Raw genomic sequence first — 20,250 nt, 5'->3', positions numbered from 1 at the left:
GGTTCTCGGGAAAATAGGGAGGGTCAGGTGCGCGGTGCGTCGGCGCCCTGCACGAACATCAGTTGGAAGCCTTTCTTCAGTTGCAGGTCGCGGGCGTGTTCGAAGGCGGCCAGTGCGGTGCCCTGGTCGAGGTATTGCTCGCGCCGCAGGGAGCTGCGTCCGCCGATCTGCCCGGTTTCGCGCACGAGGGTCCAGCCACCGAGGAGGTCGGCTTCGAGTTGGAGCTGGACGAAGCGCGGAGCCTCGCGGCCAGTGGGCCGTTCTTGCAGGAGCAGGCGCATGGGAGTGCGATTGTAGCGCCGGGCCGTGGGTCAGCCCGCGAACGCTTCCCGCGTCAGATTGATCGGTGCATCGTCGGTGCACACCACGTCATCCTCGATGCGGATGCCGCCGTAGGGGCGGAACGCATCGACGCGGCCCCAGTCGACGCTCGGGCCCAGGCCGCGGTCCTTCAACTGATCGAGCAGCATGTCGATGAAGTAGATGCCGGGTTCGATGGTCACCACCATGCCGGGTGCGAGGGTTCGCGTCAGGCGCAGGTAGGGGTGGCCGTCGGGTTTGGGCAAGGTGCCGCCGCGGTCGCTCTGCGCGAAGCCGGCGACGTCGTGCACCTGCAATCCGATGCCATGGCCGATGCCGTGGGGGAAGAAGGCCGAGGTCACGCCGGTTTCCACCGCGACTTCAGGAGAGACGGTGATCAGGCTGAACTCCTTCAGGATGCGCGACAGCGACAAGTGTGCGTCCAGGTGCAGTTGTCGATAGTCGACGCCGTTGCGGACCTGGTCGCACATGGCCAGTTGTGCGCGATCGACTGCATCGATCATCGCCTGGAATTCGTCGCCCGTATCGTGCGCATAGGTGCGCGTGATGTCGCACGCATAGCCGTCGTGGCTGGCGCCGGCGTCGATCAGGAAGCTGCGCACGGGCTTGGGCGGCATGCGGTCGCGATCGGTGTAGTGCAACACCGCGCCGTGTTCGTTCAAGGCCACGATGTTGCCGTACGGCAGGTCGTTCGCGTCCTGTCCGGCGGCCTGGCAATAGGCCAGGTGGATGCCGAACTCGCTCGCGCCGGCGCGGAACGCGCGTTCCGCGGCACGATGCGCGCGTGCGCCGATGCGGCTGGCGGCGCGCATCTTTTCGATCTCGTACGGCGTCTTGAACGCACGGTGGTATTCCAGGTACGCGACGACGGGCTCGGGATTGTTCGGCACGAAATCGCCGAGCGCACTTTGCGGCTCACCGAGGATCGCGCAGCGCGCGGCGTTTTTCGGCAAATGCTCCAACGCCTCTTCCGGTTTGCGGATGACCACGATGTCCATGTGCTCGACCCAGTCGCCCGACGGCGCGCTCGGCACCACGTGCCAATAGTCGAAGGGCTGCAGGTAGATCACCTTCGGCCGCTGCCCCGGCACGTAGACGAGCCAGCTGTCGGGCACGCGCACCAGCGGCAGCCAGGCCTTGAACTGCGGATTCACCGCGTAGGGGTAGTCGCGGTCGTCGAAGAATTGGAAGTGCAGGCGCCCGCTCGGCACCACCAGCGCATCGAAGCCCCCGCGCTGCAACGCTTCATCCGCGCGTTGCTTCAGCGTGTCGAGGTGGTCGGCGTAGAGGGCGGCAAGATCGGGACGCATGGCGGGCGCTCATGGTGCGGTGGGGGACCACATTCTGCCCCAACGCAGGCCCGCCGGCGGTTACTCGTACTGGCCGCCGGGCCCGTCGATCCACTCGCGCAACTGCTTCATGTGGTCGTCCGGCACCGTGATGAAGCGGAACCCGCTCCAGCGCTGGCCCGATGCGTGTGCGGCGTCCTGCCACAACAGGTGCGCGCCGACTTCGATCGGGGCCTCGCGGCCCTGCGGGTCGTTGAGGTTGAAGCGGAACTGGTACAGCGCGTCTTCCTGCATCGCGGTGTTCGCCATCAGCAGCATGCCGGTCTCCGACAGGTTGCCCAGGCGGCCGACGACCGCATCGACCATCGTGTCCACCACGATCACCGTGTCGGCGACCTTGCGTCGCTTGGCACGGCGGAATTCGTCGATCATGCCTCCTCCTGCTTGTCCTTGCCGCCGGCGAAACTGCGCAACGCACTGAGCGCCGCCTGCCACGCGCGATCGACGATGCGGCCCTTGTCGGCGGTGACGATGTAGGCCTGGCCGATCGCCATCATGCGCGCCAGGCTATCGAGCGACTGTTCGGCCAAACGCTGGCCGCGCTGGTTGACGAACAGCGCGTTGTCGGTGATCGGGCTGAACCAGGACAGGCGACGACGCACGCGGTCGCCCTGCTGGTTGGAGACGAATTCGAACCACGTGCCGAAGGGCAGGGTGCGCAAGTGTTCGTACGCGGCCTGTTCGTCCGGATTGCGCGGCGCCATCTTCGGCTTCGGCGTGTCCGAGTCTTCGCCCAGGCGCGCGCGCGCCTTGAGCTTCATCGCAAGTTCGGTGCGCGAGGCCGGATCGTCTTCGTCTTCGGCGATGCCGGTCGTCAGGCGGCGCGCGATCGCCGCGGCTTCGTCGATGTGGTATCCGACCTGGACCAGCGAGCTTTCGATCTGCTGCGTGAGTTGCGGGTCGACTTCACCCGTCGCCTTGCCGGTGGTGGCCGCGACGATGTGGTGCGTGGCTTCGAGCTGGCGCTGCCACTCTTCCGAATCCTCGCCGTGGCGCAGCAGGCAGAGCGTGAGCACGTCGGCCCAGGCCTGGTTGAGCAGCGCGCGCACGAACTTCGGCAGGCGCTGGTCGCGCACCGCCGCTTCGATCACTTCGTTGGAACGGCGCTTGGCGAGTTCGAGTTTTTCCTTGCCGCGCGCCGCTTCGACGTGGCGGCGCTCGGTGACTTCGGCCTTGCGCGCGAGTTGCTGCAGGCTGGCCTGCAATTCGCGGTTGGCGGTGTCGAACGCGGCCGGGTCTTCGCGGAAATTCTGGACGACGTGTTCGACCGCGCCGCGCAGCGAGTGCACCAGTTGCGGATCGACTTCCTCGTCGCCGAGCCAGGTGGCGCCGGATTCGGCGACGGCGTTGAGCAACTGGCGTGCGGGATGTTGCTGGCGCACGAAGAACGCGCGGTCCTGCAGGGCCACGCGCAGCAGCGGCACCTGCAGGCGGCCGAGCAGGCCGACGGCGGGGGTGTCGCGCCGCACTTCGCGCTCGATCTGCGAATACAGCATGCCCAGCAGTTCGAACGCGTCGTTGTCTTCGCGCGAGAACGCCGCGCCCTTGCCGTGCACCTGGCGCGATTGCGCGAGCAGGGTCTGCTTGATGTCGAGCAGGCTGCGCGGGCTGCCGGTGGGCGAGGTGGCGGGCGAGGCGACGAAGCTGTCGAGCGCGCGCAGCAGGTCGGGCGTGGTGAGTTCCATGCGCGCGCGTTCGGGACGGCCCGGACGCAGCTTGCCGATCAGGTCGCGACGGCCGGACAGCAGTTGCTGCAACAGCGCGTAGGCCTGTTCTTCGTCGTAACCGCCTTCTTCGCCGTCGGCTTCGCCCATCCACGCGGTGTGCGGACGCAATTGTTCGCGCGGGCCCATGACGCGGCCGCGGCCACCGCCGACGCGCGGCTGCGGGGGCGGGGCGGACTCGCCTTCGCCATCGGATTCGGTCGGTGCCGCGCCCGTCGCATGCGGGGCCTCGGCGTCGCCGCCGAGTGCGAAACTCGCTTCGCCGCCACCACCGGCACCACCGCCGCCACCCGCCTGCGGCGCGGGCGTGCCTTTCTCGCGGCGCGGCTGCGGCTTGGCGTTCTGCACGGTCGGCCGCAGACGCAGCGGCACGTAGGCCAGGCTGGGGAGGATGCCGTCGCGCTCGAGCAGCGCGTTCATCGTTTCGGCCAGATGCGAGTAATGCACCATCACGATGCGGTCGAAGGTGCGGAACAGCAGCAGCCGGGCCTCGAGCCCGATCTGCAGGGAATTGGTGGCCTCGCGCAGGATGCGGCCCAGCATCTGCGGGCCGACCGCGAGCCGTTCGGCGTCGAAGGCGGGCGCGCCGGCGAGCACGCCGAAGCGCTGGCCGAGCAGGTGCAGCGGCAGGCTCGCGCGCGACTCGTGGCGCAGCGCGATGTCGCGCAGCACCGATTCCTCGTCCATCGAGTCGTCGTCGACCAGGCTGAGGTTGCGGAACGAGGGCGGCTTGGCGCCGGTGGCGCCGATCTTCTGCGCGAGCTTGGGATCGCGGATCCCGGCGAGCGCGGCTTCCAACCCGATCAGGTAACGCGGCACGAGGTCGGCCCGGTTCAGCCGCAGCGTGCGCAGGGTTTCCATGTGCCCGGCCTGGATGCCGGGATTGCGCGCGTGGTCGGCGAGCCGGAACAGCTGTTGCTCGGCCTCGTTGAGCATCTGCGACAGATGGCGGGCCATCTCGTCGGAGACGAAACTGAGGAGGTGCTCCATCACCCGGCGCACGCGGCGCGGCAGGTTGGCGGAGGCCAGGGTGGCCGGAGGCGTGTGGGTGCCGGGCAGGTCGAACGAAACGGGCATCGGTCGCTCGCGCGGAACGGTTGACGCTAGATAACACGCCATTGTGGCGCCCGCCACTCGCAAATGCGCTGCGCTGCCGCATCGATGCCGCTTCGCGGCGCGGATCGACCGGCAGGGTCGGGCACCGACCCGCTGCGTCAGTCGTCGGCGAGGAACAGTTCGATCACGTCGTTGGTGAAGCGCCGGCCCAGCTCGGTCGGGCGCACGTGACCGGTGGTGTCCACGGTGACCCAGCCCCGTTCGCGCGCCTGGTCCAGTTGCGGCGCGATGGCCGCGCGCGACAGCCCGGTGCGCGCCTCGAAGGCATCCAGCGCGAAGCCCTCATGCAGGCGCAGGGCATTGAGCATGTAGTCGAAGGGCAGGCGCTGCGTCGTCAGGGTTTCGTCGCCGCCGATGCTCGCGGGCGTGCCGGCCTTCAACAGGTAGTCGGTGGGGTGCTTGACCTTCCAGCGGCGCAGCACCGATTGCGATGCGCCCTGCGTGAGCTTGCCGTGCGCACCGGCGCCGATGCCGAGGTAATCGCCGAAGCGCCAGTAATTGAGGTTGTGCGCCGATTGCCGCCCGGGCTGCGCGTAGGCCGAGACTTCGTATTGTTCGAAGCCCGCTTGCGCGATCCGCGCCTGGCAAGCCTCCTGGATGTCCCAACTCTCGTCGAGATCGGGAATGCCCTGCGGCGGTCGCGCGGCGAACACGGTGTTGGGTTCGAGCGTGAGTTGGTAATGCGACAGGTGCGCCGGTTGCAGCGCGAGCGCGCGCTCGACGTCGTTCACCGCCATTTCGAGGGTTTGATCGGGCAGCGCGTACATCAGGTCGAGATTGATGTTGTCGTAGCCCGCGTCCTGCGCCAGTTTCACCGCGCTGTCGGCTTCGCGGCTGTCGTGGATGCGCCCCAGGCGTTGCAGGCAGCCGTCGTCGAAGCTCTGGATGCCGAAGCTCAATCGGTTCACGCCCGCGGCGCGATAGCCTTCGAAGCGCCCGTGTTCGGCGGTGCCCGGGTTGGTTTCCAGGGTGATTTCCAGCCCCGGCGCGAAGCGCAGGCGCGCGCTGGCCTGTTGCAGGAACGCATCGATCGCTTCGGGTGGGAACAACGAAGGCGTGCCGCCACCGAAGAACACCGAATGCACCACGCGTCCCCACGCGAGCGGCAGGTCCTGGTCGAGGTCGGCGATCAGGGCATCGACGTACGCATTGAAGGGCAGCACGCCGCGTTGTTCGTGCGAGTTGAAATCGCAGTACGGACATTTGCGCACGCACCACGGCAGGTGGACGTACAGCGACAGCGGTGGCGTGAGCAGGGACATCGAAATACGAAGACTTACAGTTCGTGCAGGCGCGCGCGCAACGTGGCAAGCGCCAACCCGCGATGGCTGCGTGCGTGCTTGGTCGGCGCATCCAGTTGCGCGGCCGAGCGGTCGAGCATCGGGTCGAGGAAGACCGGGTCGTAACCGAATCCGCCCTCGCCTCGTGGCGCATGCAGGATGCGGCCGGGCCAGCGGCCTTCGGCGATGATCGGTTGCGGATCGTCGGGCGTGCGCAGCAACACCACGACGGCGTGGAAGTGCGCGGTGCGTTGCGCGTCCGGGACATCGCGCAGTGCGTCGAGCAACTTGGCGATGTTCGCCTGCGCGTCGCCGTGCGCACCGGCATAGCGCGCCGAATACAACCCGGGCGCGCCGCCGAGCGCATCCACGCACAGGCCCGAATCGTCGCCCAGCGCCGGCAGGCCGGTTTCGCGCGCGGCATGCCGCGCCTTCAACAGTGCGTTCTCGACGAAGGTCAGCCCGGTCTCGTCGATGTCCTGCACGCCGAATTCGGACTGCGCGTGCAAGGCCAGGCCGGCATCGGCGAGCAGGTCGCGGAGTTCGACCAGCTTGCCGGTGTTGCCGCTTGCCAGGACCAATTTGCGCACCGCGTTCACTTTTGCGCCAAGGCCTCGCGTTGCGCGGCGAACAATTGCGCGATGCCGGTTTCGGCCAGCGCGAGCAGGCGGTCGAGTTCGTCGCGGCGGAAGGCGTGGCCTTCGGCCGTGCCCTGCAATTCGATGAAGCCGCCGCCGTCGTTCATCACCACGTTCATGTCGGTATCGCAGCCGCTGTCCTCGGCGTAGTCCAGGTCGAGCACGGGCACGCCCTTGTAGATGCCGACCGACACCGCGGCGACCGCGCCGAAGATCGGATCCTTGGTGATTTCGCGCCGCTGCTGCAACTGGCGCACCGCATCGACCAGCGCGACATACGCGCCGGTGATGGCGGCCGTGCGCGTGCCGCCGTCGGCCTGCAGGACGTCGCAATCGAGCGTGATGGTGCGTTCGCCCAGTGCGTTGCGGTCGACGCAGGCGCGCAAGGCGCGGCCGATGAGGCGCTGGATCTCCAGCGTGCGGCCGCCCTGCTTGCCGCGCGCGGCCTCGCGATCGGAGCGAGTGTGCGTGGCGCGCGGGAGCATGCCGTACTCGGCCGTGACCCAGCCCTCGCCCTTGCCGCGGAGGAAGGGGGGCACGCGGTTTTCGACGCTGGCGGTGCACAACACGCGGGTGTCGCCGAAGGACACGAGCACCGAACCCTCGGCGTGGCGGGTGAACCCGCGCTGGAGGGAGACGGCCCGCAGTTGTTCGGGCATGCGGCCGCTGGGGCGCACGACGGTCATGGGGATTCCGGGGGGAACGCAGGATGCGGGCCGCTAGATTACCATCCGCCCTCCATCGCCCCGCGCGACGCCATTGGACAGCCCGTGATCCGCAGCATGACCGCCTTCGCTTCCGGCGAACGCCCGACGCCCTGGGGCACGCTGTCGTGCGAGCTGCGCTCGGTGAACCATCGCTTCCTGGAAATCGGCACGCGCCTGCCCGACGACCTGCGCGCGCTGGAACCGGCGATGCGCGAGAAGATCAGCGCGCGAATCTCGCGCGGCAAGGTCGACGTCGGCATGCGCTTGCGCGCGCCCGAAGGCAGCGAGGCGCTGCGCGTGGACACGGCCGTGGTCGAGCAGTTGGCCGACATCGCCCGCGATCTGCAGAACCGCTTTCCGACCCTGCAGATCGGCTTCACCGAACTGCTGCAATTCCCCGGCGTGCTCGGCACGCGGGCGACGGACACGTCCGCGCTCCACGCCGAAGCGCTGTCGCTGCTCGATGCGGTGATCTCCGATTTCGTCGCCGCGCGCGAACGCGAGGGCGCCAGCCTCGCCGCCGTGATCGCCGAACGCAACGCCGGCATCGCGCGCATCGCCGCCGATGTCCGCACGCTCGTGCCGGCCATCCGCGCGGCGCTGAAGCAGAAACTCGAAACGCGCCTGGCCGATCTCGCGCAGCCGGTGGATCCGGGCCGCTTCGAACAGGAACTCGTGCTCGGCCTGCAGAAACTCGATGTGGACGAGGAACTCGATCGCCTCGACAGCCACGTCGCCGAACTCAAGCGCGCGCTGGGCCAGAAGGAACCGGTGGGCCGACGCCTGGATTTCCTGCTGCAGGAATTCAACCGCGAGGCGAACACGCTCGGCAGCAAGTCGGTCGATGCGCGGACCTCGAATGCGGCCGTCGAGCTCAAGGTGCTGATCGACCAGATCCGCGAACAGATTCAAAACATTGAATAGCCGGAACATCGAATGAGCCACATGCGCGGAACGCTGTTCATCGTGGCCGCGCCCTCGGGCGCCGGCAAATCCAGCATCGTCAATGCGTGCCTGGCGCGCGACCGCAACATCCGCCTGTCGATTTCGTTCACCTCGCGCGACCCGCGCCCGGGCGAGCGGCACGCCGAGCACTATCACTTCGTCAGCGCCGTTCAATTCCAGGAGATGGTCGCCCAGGGCGACTTCTTCGAACACGCACTCGTGCATGGCGACTGGAAGGGCACGGCGAAGCAATCGGTCGAACCGCAACTGGCCGCCGGCCACGACGTGCTGCTGGAAATCGACTGGCAGGGCGCGCTGCAGGTCCGCAAGCAGGTGCCCGAAGCGGTCAGCGTCTTCATCCTGCCGCCCTCGCGCGCAGCCCTCGAAGAGCGCATGCGCAAGCGCGCGCAGGACAGCGAAGCCACGATCCAGCGCCGCATCGCCGCCGCGCGTGACGAGATGTCGCACTACGCCGACTTCGACTACGTGATCGTCAACGAGCATTTCGAGACCGCGGTCGACGAGATGTGCGCCATCTTCGTGGCCAGCCGCCTGCGCCGGCCGATGCAGCAGGCGCGCCACGGGGCGCTGATCGCCGCCCTGTTGGCGGATTCGTGAACGCAACTCACTGATTTCAAAGGACCGGGCTTGCGGAGGCGACGGCTGCCCCCCTACAATCGCGCCCCTTCTGATCCAGCCTGGCCGCAAGGCCCCGGAGCCCCATGGCCCGCATTACCGTCGAAGATTGCCTGGAAGTGGTCGACAACCGCTTCGAACTCGTGATGATGGCCGCCAAGCGCGCGCGCCAGCTCGCCAACGGCGTCGAGCCCCGCATCGACAACACCGAAAACAACGACAAGCCGACGGTCCTCGCCCTGCGCGAGATCGCCGCCCGCCAGATCGACACCGATTACATCGACGCGGTCGACAAGGCCGAACGCGAGCGCAAGGAGCGCGAAGCCCTCGAATGGGCCGCCGCCGAAGTGGTCGCCGACGACGATATGTCCAAGGGCGACGACTAAGAACGACAAAAAGCCCCGCACAAGCGGGGCTTTTTTCTGAGTCCCCCTCCCCGCCCGCGGGGAGGGCAGGGGTGGGGACCCCCAAGTCGCGACGATTTCCCCAAAGCGTTAGTCTGGCCCCATGCCGTCCCCCGAATCCGCGCATCTGCTCGAACCCCCATCGACCCCGGTGGTCCCCGAGTACGTCCTCGCGTTGGAAAAGGCCGCGTCCTATCTGCCCGCCGACCAGCTCGGCCTGCTCCGCCGCGCCTGGGCCGTCGGCGCCGCCGCCCACGTCGGCCAGACCCGCAAGTCGGGCGAGCCCTACATCACGCACCCGGTCGCCGTCGCGACGGTGCTGGCGGAAGAACGCCTCGACGTCGAAACCCTGATCGCCGCGATTCTCCACGACACGATCGAGGACACCCCGCTCACGCGCCTGGCGATCGCCAAGGAATTCGGGGAAACCGTCGGCGACCTGGTCGATGGCGTCACCAAGCTGGACAAGCTCCAGTTCCGCGACCGCCAGGAAGCCGCCGCGGAGAGTTTCCGCAAGATGCTGCTGGCGATGGCGCGCGACCTGCGCGTGATCCTGATCAAGCTCGCCGACCGCCTGCACAACATGCGCACGCTGGGCGCGCAGAGCGTCGAAGCGCGTCGCCGCATCGCGACCGAAACCCTGGAGATCTACGCGCCCATCGCGCAGCGCCTGGGCATGAACCTGATCAAGGCCGAGCTGCAGGACCTCGGCTTCCGCGGGCTGCATCCGTGGCGGCACGCGGTGATCGAAAAGCGCATCCGCATGCAGCCGGTCGTGCGCCGCGAATCGCTGACGCAGATCGAAGCGCGCCTGGCCCAACGTTTGACGAAGGAAGGTTTCTCCTACCGGCTGGTCGGCCGCATCAAGTCGCCGTGGAGCATCTACAGCAAGATGCGCGCGGAAGGAAAGACGCTCGACCAGGTGATGGATGTGTTCGGCTTCCGCATCGTCGTGCGCACCGTGCCGGAGTGTTACCACGCGCTCGGTGTCGTGCACACCGCGTTCAAACCGCTGGATGGGCGCTTCCGCGATTTCATCGCGATCCCCAAGACCAACGGTTACCAATCGCTGCACACGGTGTTGTTCGGGCCCTACGGTTCGCCGATCGAAGTGCAGATCCGTACCGAGGAAATGGACCTGATCGCCGAACGCGGGATCGCGGCGCACTGGTCCTACAAGCATGGCGGCGAAACGCCGACCAGCGCGCAGAGCCGCGCGTCGCAGTGGATCGCGAACCTGGTGGAGTCGCAGCGTTCGACCGGTTCGTCGCTGGAGTTCCTCGAGAACGTCAAGGTCGATCTGTTCCCCGACGAGGTGTACCTGTTCACGCCGAAGGGCGCGATCCTGTCGTTGCCGCGCAATGCGACGGTGCTCGACTTCGCGTACGCGGTGCATACCGACGTCGGCAACAAGGCCGTCGCCGCACGCGTGGATCGCGCGCTGGTGCCGCTGCGCACCAAGCTGGTCAGCGGGCAGACGGTGGAGATCATCACCGCCAAATCCTCGACGCCCAAGCCGCAGTGGCTGGAGTTCGTGGTCTCGGGCAAGGCGCGCACCGCGATCCGCCACCAGCTCAAGCACCTGGAACACGAAGACGCCGTGCAACTCGGCCATCGGATGCTCGACCGCTCGCTGGAAACCTTGGGCACTTCGCTCGACCGGCTTCCGCAGCAGCACCTGGAATCGTATCTGTCCGAGCATCGCTATCCGCGCCTGGAAGCGCTGCTGGCCGACATCGCGCTCGGCAACCGCATGCCCTCGCAGGTCGCCAACGTGCTCGCGCGCCGCGCGCCGGACGTCATGGACAACAGCGAGCTGCTCGACGCCGCCGGCCTGTTCCGTCCCTCGACCGACCGCATCCTCATCACCGGCGCCGAACGCGGCGTCATCACCTTCGCCAACTGCTGCCTGCCGATCCCGGGCGACGAGATCATGGGTTACCACACCGCCGGCCGCGGCATCGTGGTGCACCGGATCGAATGCCCGAACGTGGTGGAGCTGCGCAAGAATCCCGAGCGCTGGGTGCCCGTGGGTTGGGATCGCGAGGTCAGCGGCGATTACCAGGCCGCGCTGAAGATCGAAGTCGACAACCGGCCGGGCGTGCTCGCGCAGGTCGCCGCCGCGATCGCGCAGGCCGAATCGAACATCGACCGCGTCGAATACGTCGAACGCGACAGCAACATCAGCGCGATCCGCTTCTCCATCGAAGTACACGACCGCAAGCACCTGGCCGACGTGATCCGCCGCGTGCGCCGCCTGCACGTGGTGCATGGCGTGCAGCGCCTGTAGAGGCCGCTACACTTCGCGCATCACCTTCTTGTCACGGAGCTCGACCGATGCCCCGCCAGCCCATCCATACCGACCGCGCGCCCGCGGCCATCGGGCCGTATTCGCAAGCCACGCGCGCCGGCGACACGGTGTTCCTGTCCGGCCAGATCGCGCTGGATCCCGCCACCGGCCTGTTGGTCGAAGGCGACATCGAAGCGCAGGCGCGCCGCGCATTCGAAAACCTCAAGGCCGTGTGCGAAGCCGCCGATGCCTCGCTCGCCGACGTCGTGCGCCTGGGCCTGTACCTCACCGACCTGGGGCAGTTCGCGGTCGTCAACCAGGTGATGTCGGAGTATTTCGACGCACCGTTCCCCGCGCGTTCGACCATCGAGGTGTCCGGGCTTCCGCGCGGCGCGCAGTTCGAAGTCGACGCCATCCTCGTCCTGCGCTGACGCATCGCACGCACCGCGTGGCGCGCGTCGCTCGACCGATTCCCGGATTCGCCGCCGCAGGCGATGCGCCGCTGTCCTCGCTCGGCGGCGTGGGCCCGCGCGTGGCCGAAAAACTCGCGACGCGCGGCCTGCTCACGCTGCAGGACCTGTGGCTGCACCTGCCGCGCCAATACGAAGACCGCACGTCGCTCACGCCGATCCGTGCCCTCAAGCCGGGCCAGCCGGCGCAGGTCGAAGGCGTCGTCGAAGCGGTGGATCGCGGATTCCGCTTTCGGCCTTCCTTGCGCGTGGCCATCGGCGACGACTCGCAGGGCACGCTCCTGCTGCGCTTCTTCCATTTCCGCGCGCAGCAGGCGGCGCAGTTCGCGCCGGGCACGCGCGTGCGCTGCTACGGCACGCCGCGCGCGGGGCAGAAGGGCATGGAGATCGTGCATCCGAGTTACCGCGTGGTCGGCGATGCCGACGATGCGCTCGGTGAATTGCTCGACCCGGTGTATCCGGCGATCGAAGGCATCGGCCCCGGCGCCTTGCGCAAGTTGATCGGGCAGGCGCTCGACAAGTTGCCCGACGCCGACGCGCTGGAATTACTGCCGTCGGCGATGCGCGCCGAATTGAATCTGCCTTCGCTCCGCGACGCCTTGCTCACGATGCATCGCCCGCCGCGCGATGCGGACATCAATGCCTTGCTCGCAGGCACGCATCCTGCGCAGCAACGGCTCGCGCTCGAAGAATTGCTGGCGCACAACCTGAGCCTGCGCCGCCAGCGCATCGCCTTGCAGCGGCATCGCGCGCCGGTGCTCGACGCGCCCGGCGTCTTGGCCGACCGTTTGCAGGCCTCGCTTCCGTTCGCGCTCACCGGCGCGCAGGCACGCGTGTATGCACAACTGCGCCACGATCTCGCGCAACCGCATCCGATGCTGCGCCTCGTGCAAGGCGACGTCGGCAGCGGCAAGACGGTCGTCGCCGCGCTCGCGGCGATGCTCGCGGTCGAAGGCAGGCGGCAGGCCGCGTTGATGGCGCCGACCGAATTGCTTGCCGAACAACACCTGGTCAACCTGCGCGGCTGGCTTGAACCGCTCGGCGTGCGGGTGGCCTGGCTGGCGGGCAAGGTGACCGGCAAGGCGCGCACGCAGGTGCTCGCGGCGGTGGCCTCCGGCGAAGCCCAGGTCGTCGTCGGCACGCATGCGTTGATGCAGGAAGGCGTGGTGTTCGACGACCTCGCGCTGGCCATCGTCGACGAGCAGCATCGCTTCGGCGTGCACCAGCGGCTCGCCTTGCGCGACAAGGGCGCCGGCGGCGACAGCGTGCCGCACCAACTCGTGATGACGGCAACGCCGATCCCGCGCACGCTCGCGATGGCGGCCTACGCCGACCTCGATGTCTCGGCGATCGACGAACTCCCGCCGGGCCGCACGCCCGTGCAGACGGTGGCGCTGAGCAGCGATCGCCGTCCGGAGTTGATCGAACGCATCCGCGCGGCGTGCGCCGAAGGTCGCCAAGCCTACTGGGTGTGCACGCTGATCGACGATTCCGATGAAGTGATCGCGCAAGCCGCGCAGTCGACGTTCGAGACGCTGTCCGCGGCATTGCCGAAGGTGCGCGTCGGGCTCGTGCACGGGCGCATGAAGGCCGCCGAGAAACAGGCGACGATGCGCGCGTTCAAGGAAGGAACGCTCGAAGTGCTGGTGGCCACGACGGTGATCGAAGTCGGCGTCGACGTGCCCAATGCGTCCTTGATGATCATCGAGAACGCCGAACGCCTCGGCCTTTCGCAGTTGCACCAGTTGCGTGGACGCGTGGGGCGGGGCAGCGCGGTGTCCTCGTGCGTGCTGCTGTATCAATCGCCGTTGTCGCTGATGGCCCGGCAGCGCCTGGAAACGATGCGCGAAACCAACGACGGTTTCGTGATCGCCGAGAAGGACCTGCAACTGCGCGGGCCGGGCGAATTGCTCGGTACGAAGCAGACCGGCCTGGCCGCGTTCCGCGTCGCCGACCTGGCGCGCGATGCGGCGATGCTGCCGCAGGTGCGCGCGCTCGCCGATCGCTTGCTCGCCGACGATCCCGCGCTGGCCGATCGCGTCATCGATCGTTGGGTCGGCGGCGCGGCGCGCTACGCTTCGGCATAGAACTTGAGGAACACATGACCCGCATTCCCCTCCTGATCGACACCGATCCCGGCGTCGACGACGCGCTCGCGCTGCTGATGGCCTTCGACGATCCTCGGCACGAAGTCGTCGGCTTGACGATCGCCGCGGGCAACGTGGGGTTGGCGCACACCGTGCGCAACGCGCTGAAACTGTGCGAAGTCGCGCAGCACCCCGTGCCGGTCTTCGCGGGCACGCAGGCGCCGCTGCTGCATCCGGCGCGCGACGCGGGCTACGTCCACGGACTCGACGGCTTCGGCGACATCGCCTACGACGCGCCGGTCCGCGCCGCCGAAGCCGAACATGCGGCGCTCGCGATCCTGCGCCTGTCGCATGCGCACGCCGGTAAGTTGTTGCTCGTCGCGCTCGGCCCGCTGACCAATCTCGCGCTCGCGTTGAAACTGGATCCGACGCTGCCCACGCGCATCGCGCGCCTCGTCGTGATGGGCGGCGCGGTCACCGCGCACGGCAACATCACGGCGGCGGCGGAGTTCAACATCGCCTTCGATCCGGAAGCGGCGCACATCGTGTCCTCCTCGTTCGCGCGCACCGAGCTCGTCGACTGGGAAGCGGTGATGGCGCACGGGTTCCCGCACGAACGATTCGAGCAGTGGCTGCAGGCGGATTCGCCGCGCGCGCGTTTCTACGATGCGATCTCGCGCCGCACGCGCGACTGGGCCGCCGCGCGCCGCGGGGAGAACTGGCATTCGGCCGATGCCCTGGCGATGGCCCATGCCCTGGAGCCCGCGGGGGCGATCGACATTGCCGAGCGCCCGATGACGATCGAACTGGAAGGCCGCCACACGCGCGGCGCCACGATCGTGGACTGGCGGCGTGAAGAAGGCCGGCCCGACAATGTCGCGATCCTGCTGCGATACGATCAGGCGGCATTCGAGGCCCGCGTGGCGGCGGCGCTGGCTGCCGGGTAGGCGTCGTGGTTATCCCCCTCGAGCGCGCTTTGCGCGCTCGATCCCCCTTGGAAGGGGGATTCAGGCTTTTGCGGGGTGGATGGGTTGCGCCCAGCTCAGCCGGCCGGCTAGAATGCCGCTCTTTCCTAGCTCAGACCCGGTGGCAGCCATGAAGGCCGGCATCCATCCCGAATATCGCGAAGTGGTTTTCCACGACGTGACTTCCGATTTCAAGATCCTCACGCGCTCGACGCTTGCCTCCAAGGAAACGACGAAGTGGGAGGACGGCAACGAGTATCCGCTGATCAAGGTGGAAGTCTCGTCGGCCACGCACCCGTTCTATACGGGCAAGAACAAGCTCGTCGACACGAGCGGTCGCGTGGACAAGTTCCGCAAGCGTTACGCGCAGAAGTAATCCGCGGCGTGCCTCCGGGCCCGCATGCAGACGACGGCCGCCCCAGGGCGGCCGTTTTCGTTTCCGGCCCCGGTGCGCGGGGGCTGTTTTTTAGTGCATTCCTTCAAATCCGGCGCAACGCCGTAGGTCGAAAGTCGCGCGTCGGGAAAACGGTTCCCATGCAATAATTCCGGCCTTCCGCGGCCGCCCGCGGCTCTACGTTTTCGAAGGAGCGTCTTGTGTCCAAACTCGACCAGGTGACGTTGACCGCCGGCGACAAGAACGTCGCGCTGCCGGTGCAGCATCCCGTGCTCGGCCAGCCCTGCATCGACATCGCGAAGCTGCCGAAGGAAACCGGCTGTTTCACCTACGATCCGGGCTTCACCGCCACCGCCGCGTGCAAGTCGGCGATCACCTACATCGACGGCGACGCAGGCGTGCTGCTGTATCGCGGTTACCCGATCGAGCAGCTCGCCAAGAACTCGAGCTTCCTCGAGGTGGCCTACCTGCTGATGCACGGCGAACTGCCGTCGAAGACCGAGTTCGAAGCCTTCGACCACGAGGTCACGCATCACACGATGATGCACGAGGCCTTCCGCACCTTCCTCTACGGCTTCCGCCACGACGCGCATCCGATGGCGATGATGGTCGGCATGCTCGGTTCGATGGCGAGCTTCTACCACGGCTCGCTCGACCTGGAAGACGCCGAACAGCGCCGCCTCGCCGCGATCCGCCTGATCGCGAAGGTCCCGACGATCGCCGCGGCGTGCTACCGCTACTCGATCGGCTGGCCGATCCGCTATCCGAAGAACAACCTCGAATACACCACGCGCTTCCTGCACATGATGAAGGAAGTGCCGAGCGAGCCGTTGGAGCTCAGCCCGACCGCAGCCAAGGCGCTGGACCTGCTCTTCATCCTGCACGCCGACCACGAGCAGAACGCGTCGACCTCGACGGTGCGCCTGGTCGGTTCCACCGGCGCGAACCCATACGCGTGCGTCGCCGCCGGCGTCGCCGCGCTGTGGGGCCCGGCGCACGGCGGTGCGAACGAAGCCGTGCTCAAGATGCTCTCGGAGATCGGCCGGCCGGAAAACGTGGGCTCGGCCGTCGCGAAGGCGAAGGACAAGGAATCGGGCTTCCGCCTGATGGGCTTCGGCCACCGCGTGTACAAGAACTTCGATCCGCGCGCCAAGATCATCCGCGAGATGACCTTCAAGGTGCTCGACGAACTCGGCGTCAACGATCCGCTGCTCGACGTGGCGGTGAAGCTCGAGGAGGCCGCGCTGAAGGACGACTACTTCGTGCAGCGCAAGCTCTACCCGAACGTCGATTTCTACTCGGGCATCATCTACAAGGCGCTGGGCATCCCGACGGAGATGTTCACCGTGATGTTCGCCATCGCGCGCACCGCCGGCTGGGTGTCGCATTGGCTGGAACAGCAGACCGATCCGGAAGCCAAGATCGGCCGCCCGCGCCAGATCTACACCGGTTACGCCGAACGCGATTACGTCGACCTGGCCAAGCGCTGATCGATCGATGCGAAAACGAAAAGCCCCGCATCTGCGGGGCTTTTTTTTATTTCCCGCCTTCGTAACCGGCGATCTCGTCTTCGGCGATCAACTCGCGCAATTGCGCCAGCGACGCGCGCTTCATCGGCTTCTCGTCGATCGACGACAACGGCGACTGCCGCAGCGCATCGCGCGGCAGCACGGTCAGGTCGAAGGTCAGGTCTTCGGCGCTGAACACCCACACTGGCACGTCGTCGGCGCGTTCGCGATCGAAGCGGATGCGCCGTGAACGCGATTCGGCGGGGATCAGGTGTTGGTCGAGGTAACGCACGACCGCTTCTGCATCGTCGGTGTACAGATGCAAGGCGACGGGCGAGTAGCGATCGGCGGTGCCGTCGAGGACCGGGCCGACGAGGCGCGCGTCGAACACCGCGAAGAATTCCAGCGCGCGCAATGCGGCGTCGCGACGCGCGCGCAAGCCGGCGGCCTGCGCGTCGCCCTGGAACAGGCGCTGGTATTCGCGCAACGCATCTTCGATCTCGCGGTTGCGCGGCAGCGATGCGTCGTCGTGGATGCCCAGGCGCTCGGCGGCCTTGCGCTTGGCCTGGTGGAAATCGCGGATGCCGCTTTCGGCCATCAGGCGCGCGGCCTCGTGGGCGAGGCGGCGGCGGCGTTCGAGGGTTCGGGTCTGCGCGTGTTGCTGGGCGTGGTGCATGGTGCGTCTCCCGAGTCGACCCGGGCCGACTGTAACGCATCGACCCGCGCGCAAACCGTCACGCCGGCCGTGGCCGGCGCGGGCTCAGAAGATGTCGTAGGTGTCTTCGCTCGGGGCCTGGTCGTCGGGGCCGTAGTCGACGTAGCTTTCCATGCGTTCGAGGTCTTCGGCCTTCACCCATTCGGTGATGCCGCCGGTGCTGCCCGGGATGAGGTGACCGCCCGGACCCACGGCGACTTCCACCATGCCCTCGGGCGGATCGTTCGCCATCACCGGGCGGCCTTCCAGCGCGACGCGCATGTAGTCGATCCAGATCGGCAACGCGGCCTTGCCGCCGTACTCGCGGTAGCCGAGCGATTTGTAGTCGTCGCGGCCGACCCACACGGTGGTCGCCATGTTGCCGCCGAAGCCGGAGAACCACGCGTCGCGATGGTCGTTGGTCGAACCGGTCTTGCCGCCGACGTCTTCGCGGCCGAGGACCTTGGCGGCCGTGCCGGTGCCGCGCTGCACGACGTCGCGCATCATCGACACGAGCTGGTAGGCCGTGCGTTCGTCGATGGCGCGCGGCGCGAGCGTGGTGCCTTCGGCGAGCTTCACCGGTTCGGCGGGCTTGGAGGTCTTCACCGTCGAGGGCGATGCCGGCGCATTGCCCAGGTCGAAACCGTCGACGACCGTGGAGGTCACCAACTGCCCGTTGCGCATGCCGCAACCGCGGCAGGCCACCAAGGGCTTTTCCTTGAAGATCACCTTGCCGCTGCGGTCTTTCACGTCGTCGACGAGATAGGGCGTGACGAGGAAACCGCCGTTGGCGAACACGGCGTAACCGCGCGCGACCGCCAGCGGCTGCAGCGACGAACTGCCGAGCGACATCGACAGGTTCGGCACCAGTTGGTCGATCGGGAAACCGAAGTGGCTGATGTATTTGCGCGCGTAGTCCACGCCGATCGCATCGAGCAGGCGCACCGAGACCAGGTTGCGCGACTGCACGAGCGCTTCGCGCAGACGCATCGGGCCGGCGAAGTTGCCCGAGTCGTTCTGCGGGCGCCACAGGTGGCCGACGCGGTCGCGGAACACGACGGGCGCGTCGAGCACGATCGACGCGGGGTTGTAGCCACGGTCGAACGCCGCCGCGTACAGGAAAGGCTTGAAGCTCGAACCGGGCTGGCGACGCGATTGCGTGGCGCGGTTGAACTTGTTCGCGGCGAAGCTATAGCCGCCGACGAGCGCGCGCAACGCGCCGGTGTCGGCTTCCATCGAAATCAACGTCGACTGCGCGCGCGGCACCTGGTCGAGCGCGTACGTGGTCGTGGCATCGGCCGGCGGCGGCACCGGCTTGCCGTCCTTGTCGAGCGTGGCGCGCGGGATGTCCTTGCGCACGCGCACGATGTCGCCCCGCTTGAGCAGCTCACCCGGCGATTTGCCGGTCCACTGGCTCGACTTGGCGTCGAGCGTCAGTTCGGTGCCGTCGCCGAGCATCACCGTCGCGTTGCCGCCTTCGGTGCCGGTGACGAGCGCGGGGAGCAGATTGGCCTGGGTGATCACGCCGCGCAGATGCGCACGCAACGCTTCGGGCGATTCGTTCGCCTGCAGTTCCACCTGCTTCTCGGCGCCGCGCCAACCGTGGCGATGGTCGTACACCGCCAGGCCGTCGCGGATCGCCTGGTCGGCGGCGGTCTGCAGCGTCGGGTCGATCGTCGTGGTGACGTGGTAACCCTTGGTGAGCACGTCGCCGCCGAAACGCGCGACCATTTCCTGTCGCACCATCTCGGCCACGTACGGCGCGTACACCTCGATCGGGCGCTCATGCGGCGTGGCGTGCATCGCCACCGCGGCGCTGGCCTGTTCCTCGGACGGCGAGATGAAACGCAGCTCGCGCATGCGCTGCAGCACGTAGTCGCGGCGGATCTTCGCGCGTTCGGGATTGGTGATCGGATTGCCGCTGGACGGGAATTTCGGAATCGACGCGAGCGTGGCCATCTCGTCGAGCGAGAGCTGGTCGAGCGACTTGCCGAAATAGAACTCCGCCGCCGCGGCGACGCCGTAGGCGCGATTGCCGAAGAAACTCTTGTTGAGATAGAGCTCGAGGATCTCGTCCTTGGTCAGCTCCTTCTCCATGCGCATCGCCAGCATCATCTCGGCGATCTTGCGCGAGTAGCTGTACTCGGAGCTCAGGAAGAACTGGCGCGCCACCTGCTGGGTGATCGTCGAACCACCGGGCACGCGCTTGTCGTTGGTGGTGGCGAGCAGCCACACCGCACGCGCGACGCCCTTGTAGTCCACACCGTGGTGCTCGTAGAAGCGCGAGTCCTCGATGGCGATGAAGGATTGCTTCAGGCGCGGCGGGACCTTCTCGATCTGGATGGGGTAGCGCCGCGTTTCGCCGAACAGGGCCATCAGGCGCCCGTCGCGCGCGTACACGTACATCGGCTCCTGCAGAGCCACGTTCCGGAGCTGGTCCACGTCGGGCAGCTTCGGCGCGATCAGGAAGTACAGCAGCCCGAGCCCCAGGACCCCCAGGACGGCCGCACCGAGAAAACCCACCAAACCCCAACGCAGCACACGACGAAAACGAGACATCAAACCAATCCGATTGCGGGCTTCTTGGGACAAGGAGTATAGAGGAGGCGTGGGGAATGCCTCGGCGGCCGGAAGTGACCGCCAAGGCCGTTCAGGAAGGGGAATGTCGGACTTGTGATGGGCGCCCGGGGTAGGGGAGGTTGCCAGATCGTTTAAAGTCCGT

The 20,250-nt window shown here is 67.5% G+C and carries 18 protein-coding genes; 9 read left to right on the top strand and 9 right to left on the bottom strand.

Annotated features, from left to right (window positions below):
• Positions 1 to 23: 23 nt before the first annotated feature.
• The 7 genes from AC1DOM_RS05815 to rph form a co-directional block, all read right to left on the bottom strand.
• Entirely contained in the window at positions 24 to 281 is a 258-nt protein-coding gene (locus tag AC1DOM_RS05815) for a WGR domain-containing protein (RefSeq protein ID WP_498961122.1), read from the bottom strand.
• Positions 282 to 311: 30 nt separating this feature from the next.
• Positions 312 to 1,631 (bottom strand): Xaa-Pro dipeptidase, encoded by a 1,320-nt coding sequence (pepQ, locus tag AC1DOM_RS05810; protein WP_498961120.1) that lies wholly within the window; start codon positions 1,629 to 1,631, stop codon positions 312 to 314.
• Between the two features lie 60 nt (positions 1,632 to 1,691).
• Complete coding sequence (locus AC1DOM_RS05805; RefSeq protein WP_498961118.1) at positions 1,692 to 2,042, bottom strand: PilZ domain-containing protein; 351 nt, start codon at positions 2,040 to 2,042, stop codon at positions 1,692 to 1,694.
• On the bottom strand, positions 2,039 to 4,471 hold the full coding sequence (locus tag AC1DOM_RS05800; protein ID WP_498961116.1) for a DUF1631 domain-containing protein: 2,433 nt from the start codon (positions 4,469 to 4,471) through the stop codon (positions 2,039 to 2,041). Before AC1DOM_RS05800 ends, AC1DOM_RS05805 begins: the two co-directional genes overlap by 4 nt.
• Before the next feature lie 137 nt (positions 4,472 to 4,608).
• Complete coding sequence (gene hemW / locus AC1DOM_RS05795; protein ID WP_498961114.1) at positions 4,609 to 5,772, bottom strand: radical SAM family heme chaperone HemW; 1,164 nt, start codon at positions 5,770 to 5,772, stop codon at positions 4,609 to 4,611.
• 14 nt (positions 5,773 to 5,786) lie between these two features.
• Positions 5,787 to 6,380, bottom strand: coding sequence for an RdgB/HAM1 family non-canonical purine NTP pyrophosphatase (gene rdgB, locus AC1DOM_RS05790; RefSeq protein WP_498961113.1), 594 nt, complete (start codon positions 6,378 to 6,380; stop codon positions 5,787 to 5,789).
• 5 nt (positions 6,381 to 6,385) lie between these two features.
• A complete protein-coding gene (gene rph / locus AC1DOM_RS05785) occupies positions 6,386 to 7,114 on the bottom strand; it encodes a ribonuclease PH (protein ID WP_498961111.1) in 729 nt (242 codons plus the stop codon).
• An 84-nt stretch (positions 7,115 to 7,198) separates the two neighbouring features.
• On the opposite strand from rph, the gene AC1DOM_RS05780 reads away from it, so the two are divergent.
• The 9 genes from AC1DOM_RS05780 to AC1DOM_RS05740 all read left to right on the top strand — a co-directional run bounded on the left by AC1DOM_RS05780 (position 7,199) and on the right by AC1DOM_RS05740 (position 16,816).
• The gene (locus AC1DOM_RS05780; protein ID WP_498961109.1) at positions 7,199 to 8,059 is read left to right on the top strand and encodes a YicC/YloC family endoribonuclease; all 861 of its coding nucleotides are present in this window, start codon (positions 7,199 to 7,201) and stop codon (positions 8,057 to 8,059) included.
• 21 nt (positions 8,060 to 8,080) lie between these two features.
• The gene (gene gmk, locus AC1DOM_RS05775) at positions 8,081 to 8,698 is read left to right on the top strand and encodes a guanylate kinase (protein WP_498961298.1); all 618 of its coding nucleotides are present in this window, start codon (positions 8,081 to 8,083) and stop codon (positions 8,696 to 8,698) included.
• Between the two features lie 104 nt (positions 8,699 to 8,802).
• Complete coding sequence (rpoZ, locus tag AC1DOM_RS05770) at positions 8,803 to 9,102, top strand: DNA-directed RNA polymerase subunit omega (RefSeq protein ID WP_498961106.1); 300 nt, start codon at positions 8,803 to 8,805, stop codon at positions 9,100 to 9,102.
• Positions 9,103 to 9,223: 121 nt separating this feature from the next.
• Positions 9,224 to 11,410 carry a RelA/SpoT family protein gene (locus tag AC1DOM_RS05765; RefSeq protein WP_498961104.1) on the top strand — a complete coding sequence of 729 codons (2,187 nt, stop codon included), beginning with the start codon at positions 9,224 to 9,226 and terminating at the stop codon, positions 11,408 to 11,410.
• A 47-nt stretch (positions 11,411 to 11,457) separates the two neighbouring features.
• Positions 11,458 to 11,841 carry a RidA family protein gene (locus AC1DOM_RS05760; protein ID WP_498961102.1) on the top strand — a complete coding sequence of 128 codons (384 nt, stop codon included), beginning with the start codon at positions 11,458 to 11,460 and terminating at the stop codon, positions 11,839 to 11,841.
• Positions 11,842 to 11,858: 17 nt separating this feature from the next.
• The gene (recG, locus tag AC1DOM_RS05755; protein ID WP_498961100.1) at positions 11,859 to 13,967 is read left to right on the top strand and encodes an ATP-dependent DNA helicase RecG; all 2,109 of its coding nucleotides are present in this window, start codon (positions 11,859 to 11,861) and stop codon (positions 13,965 to 13,967) included.
• A 14-nt stretch (positions 13,968 to 13,981) separates the two neighbouring features.
• Positions 13,982 to 14,914 (top strand): nucleoside hydrolase, encoded by a 933-nt coding sequence (locus AC1DOM_RS05750; RefSeq protein ID WP_498961098.1) that lies wholly within the window; start codon positions 13,982 to 13,984, stop codon positions 14,912 to 14,914.
• 148 nt (positions 14,915 to 15,062) lie between these two features.
• Positions 15,063 to 15,308 (top strand): type B 50S ribosomal protein L31, encoded by a 246-nt coding sequence (locus AC1DOM_RS05745; protein ID WP_498961096.1) that lies wholly within the window; start codon positions 15,063 to 15,065, stop codon positions 15,306 to 15,308.
• Between the two features lie 218 nt (positions 15,309 to 15,526).
• Entirely contained in the window at positions 15,527 to 16,816 is a 1,290-nt protein-coding gene (locus tag AC1DOM_RS05740; RefSeq protein ID WP_331713306.1) for a citrate synthase, read from the top strand.
• A gap of 46 nt (positions 16,817 to 16,862) precedes the next feature.
• On the opposite strand, the gene AC1DOM_RS05735 is transcribed toward AC1DOM_RS05740, so the two are convergent.
• Together AC1DOM_RS05735 and AC1DOM_RS05730 are read right to left on the bottom strand one after the other, a co-directional pair.
• A complete protein-coding gene (locus AC1DOM_RS05735; RefSeq protein WP_498961094.1) occupies positions 16,863 to 17,510 on the bottom strand; it encodes a hypothetical protein in 648 nt (215 codons plus the stop codon).
• Between the two features lie 84 nt (positions 17,511 to 17,594).
• Positions 17,595 to 20,087 (bottom strand): penicillin-binding protein 1A, encoded by a 2,493-nt coding sequence (locus tag AC1DOM_RS05730; RefSeq protein WP_498961092.1) that lies wholly within the window; start codon positions 20,085 to 20,087, stop codon positions 17,595 to 17,597.
• Positions 20,088 to 20,250 lie beyond the last annotated feature (163 nt).

The organism is Lysobacter sp. P5_B12 (assembly GCF_056400425.1).
This window is presented reverse-complemented; position numbering and strand designations above follow the sequence as displayed.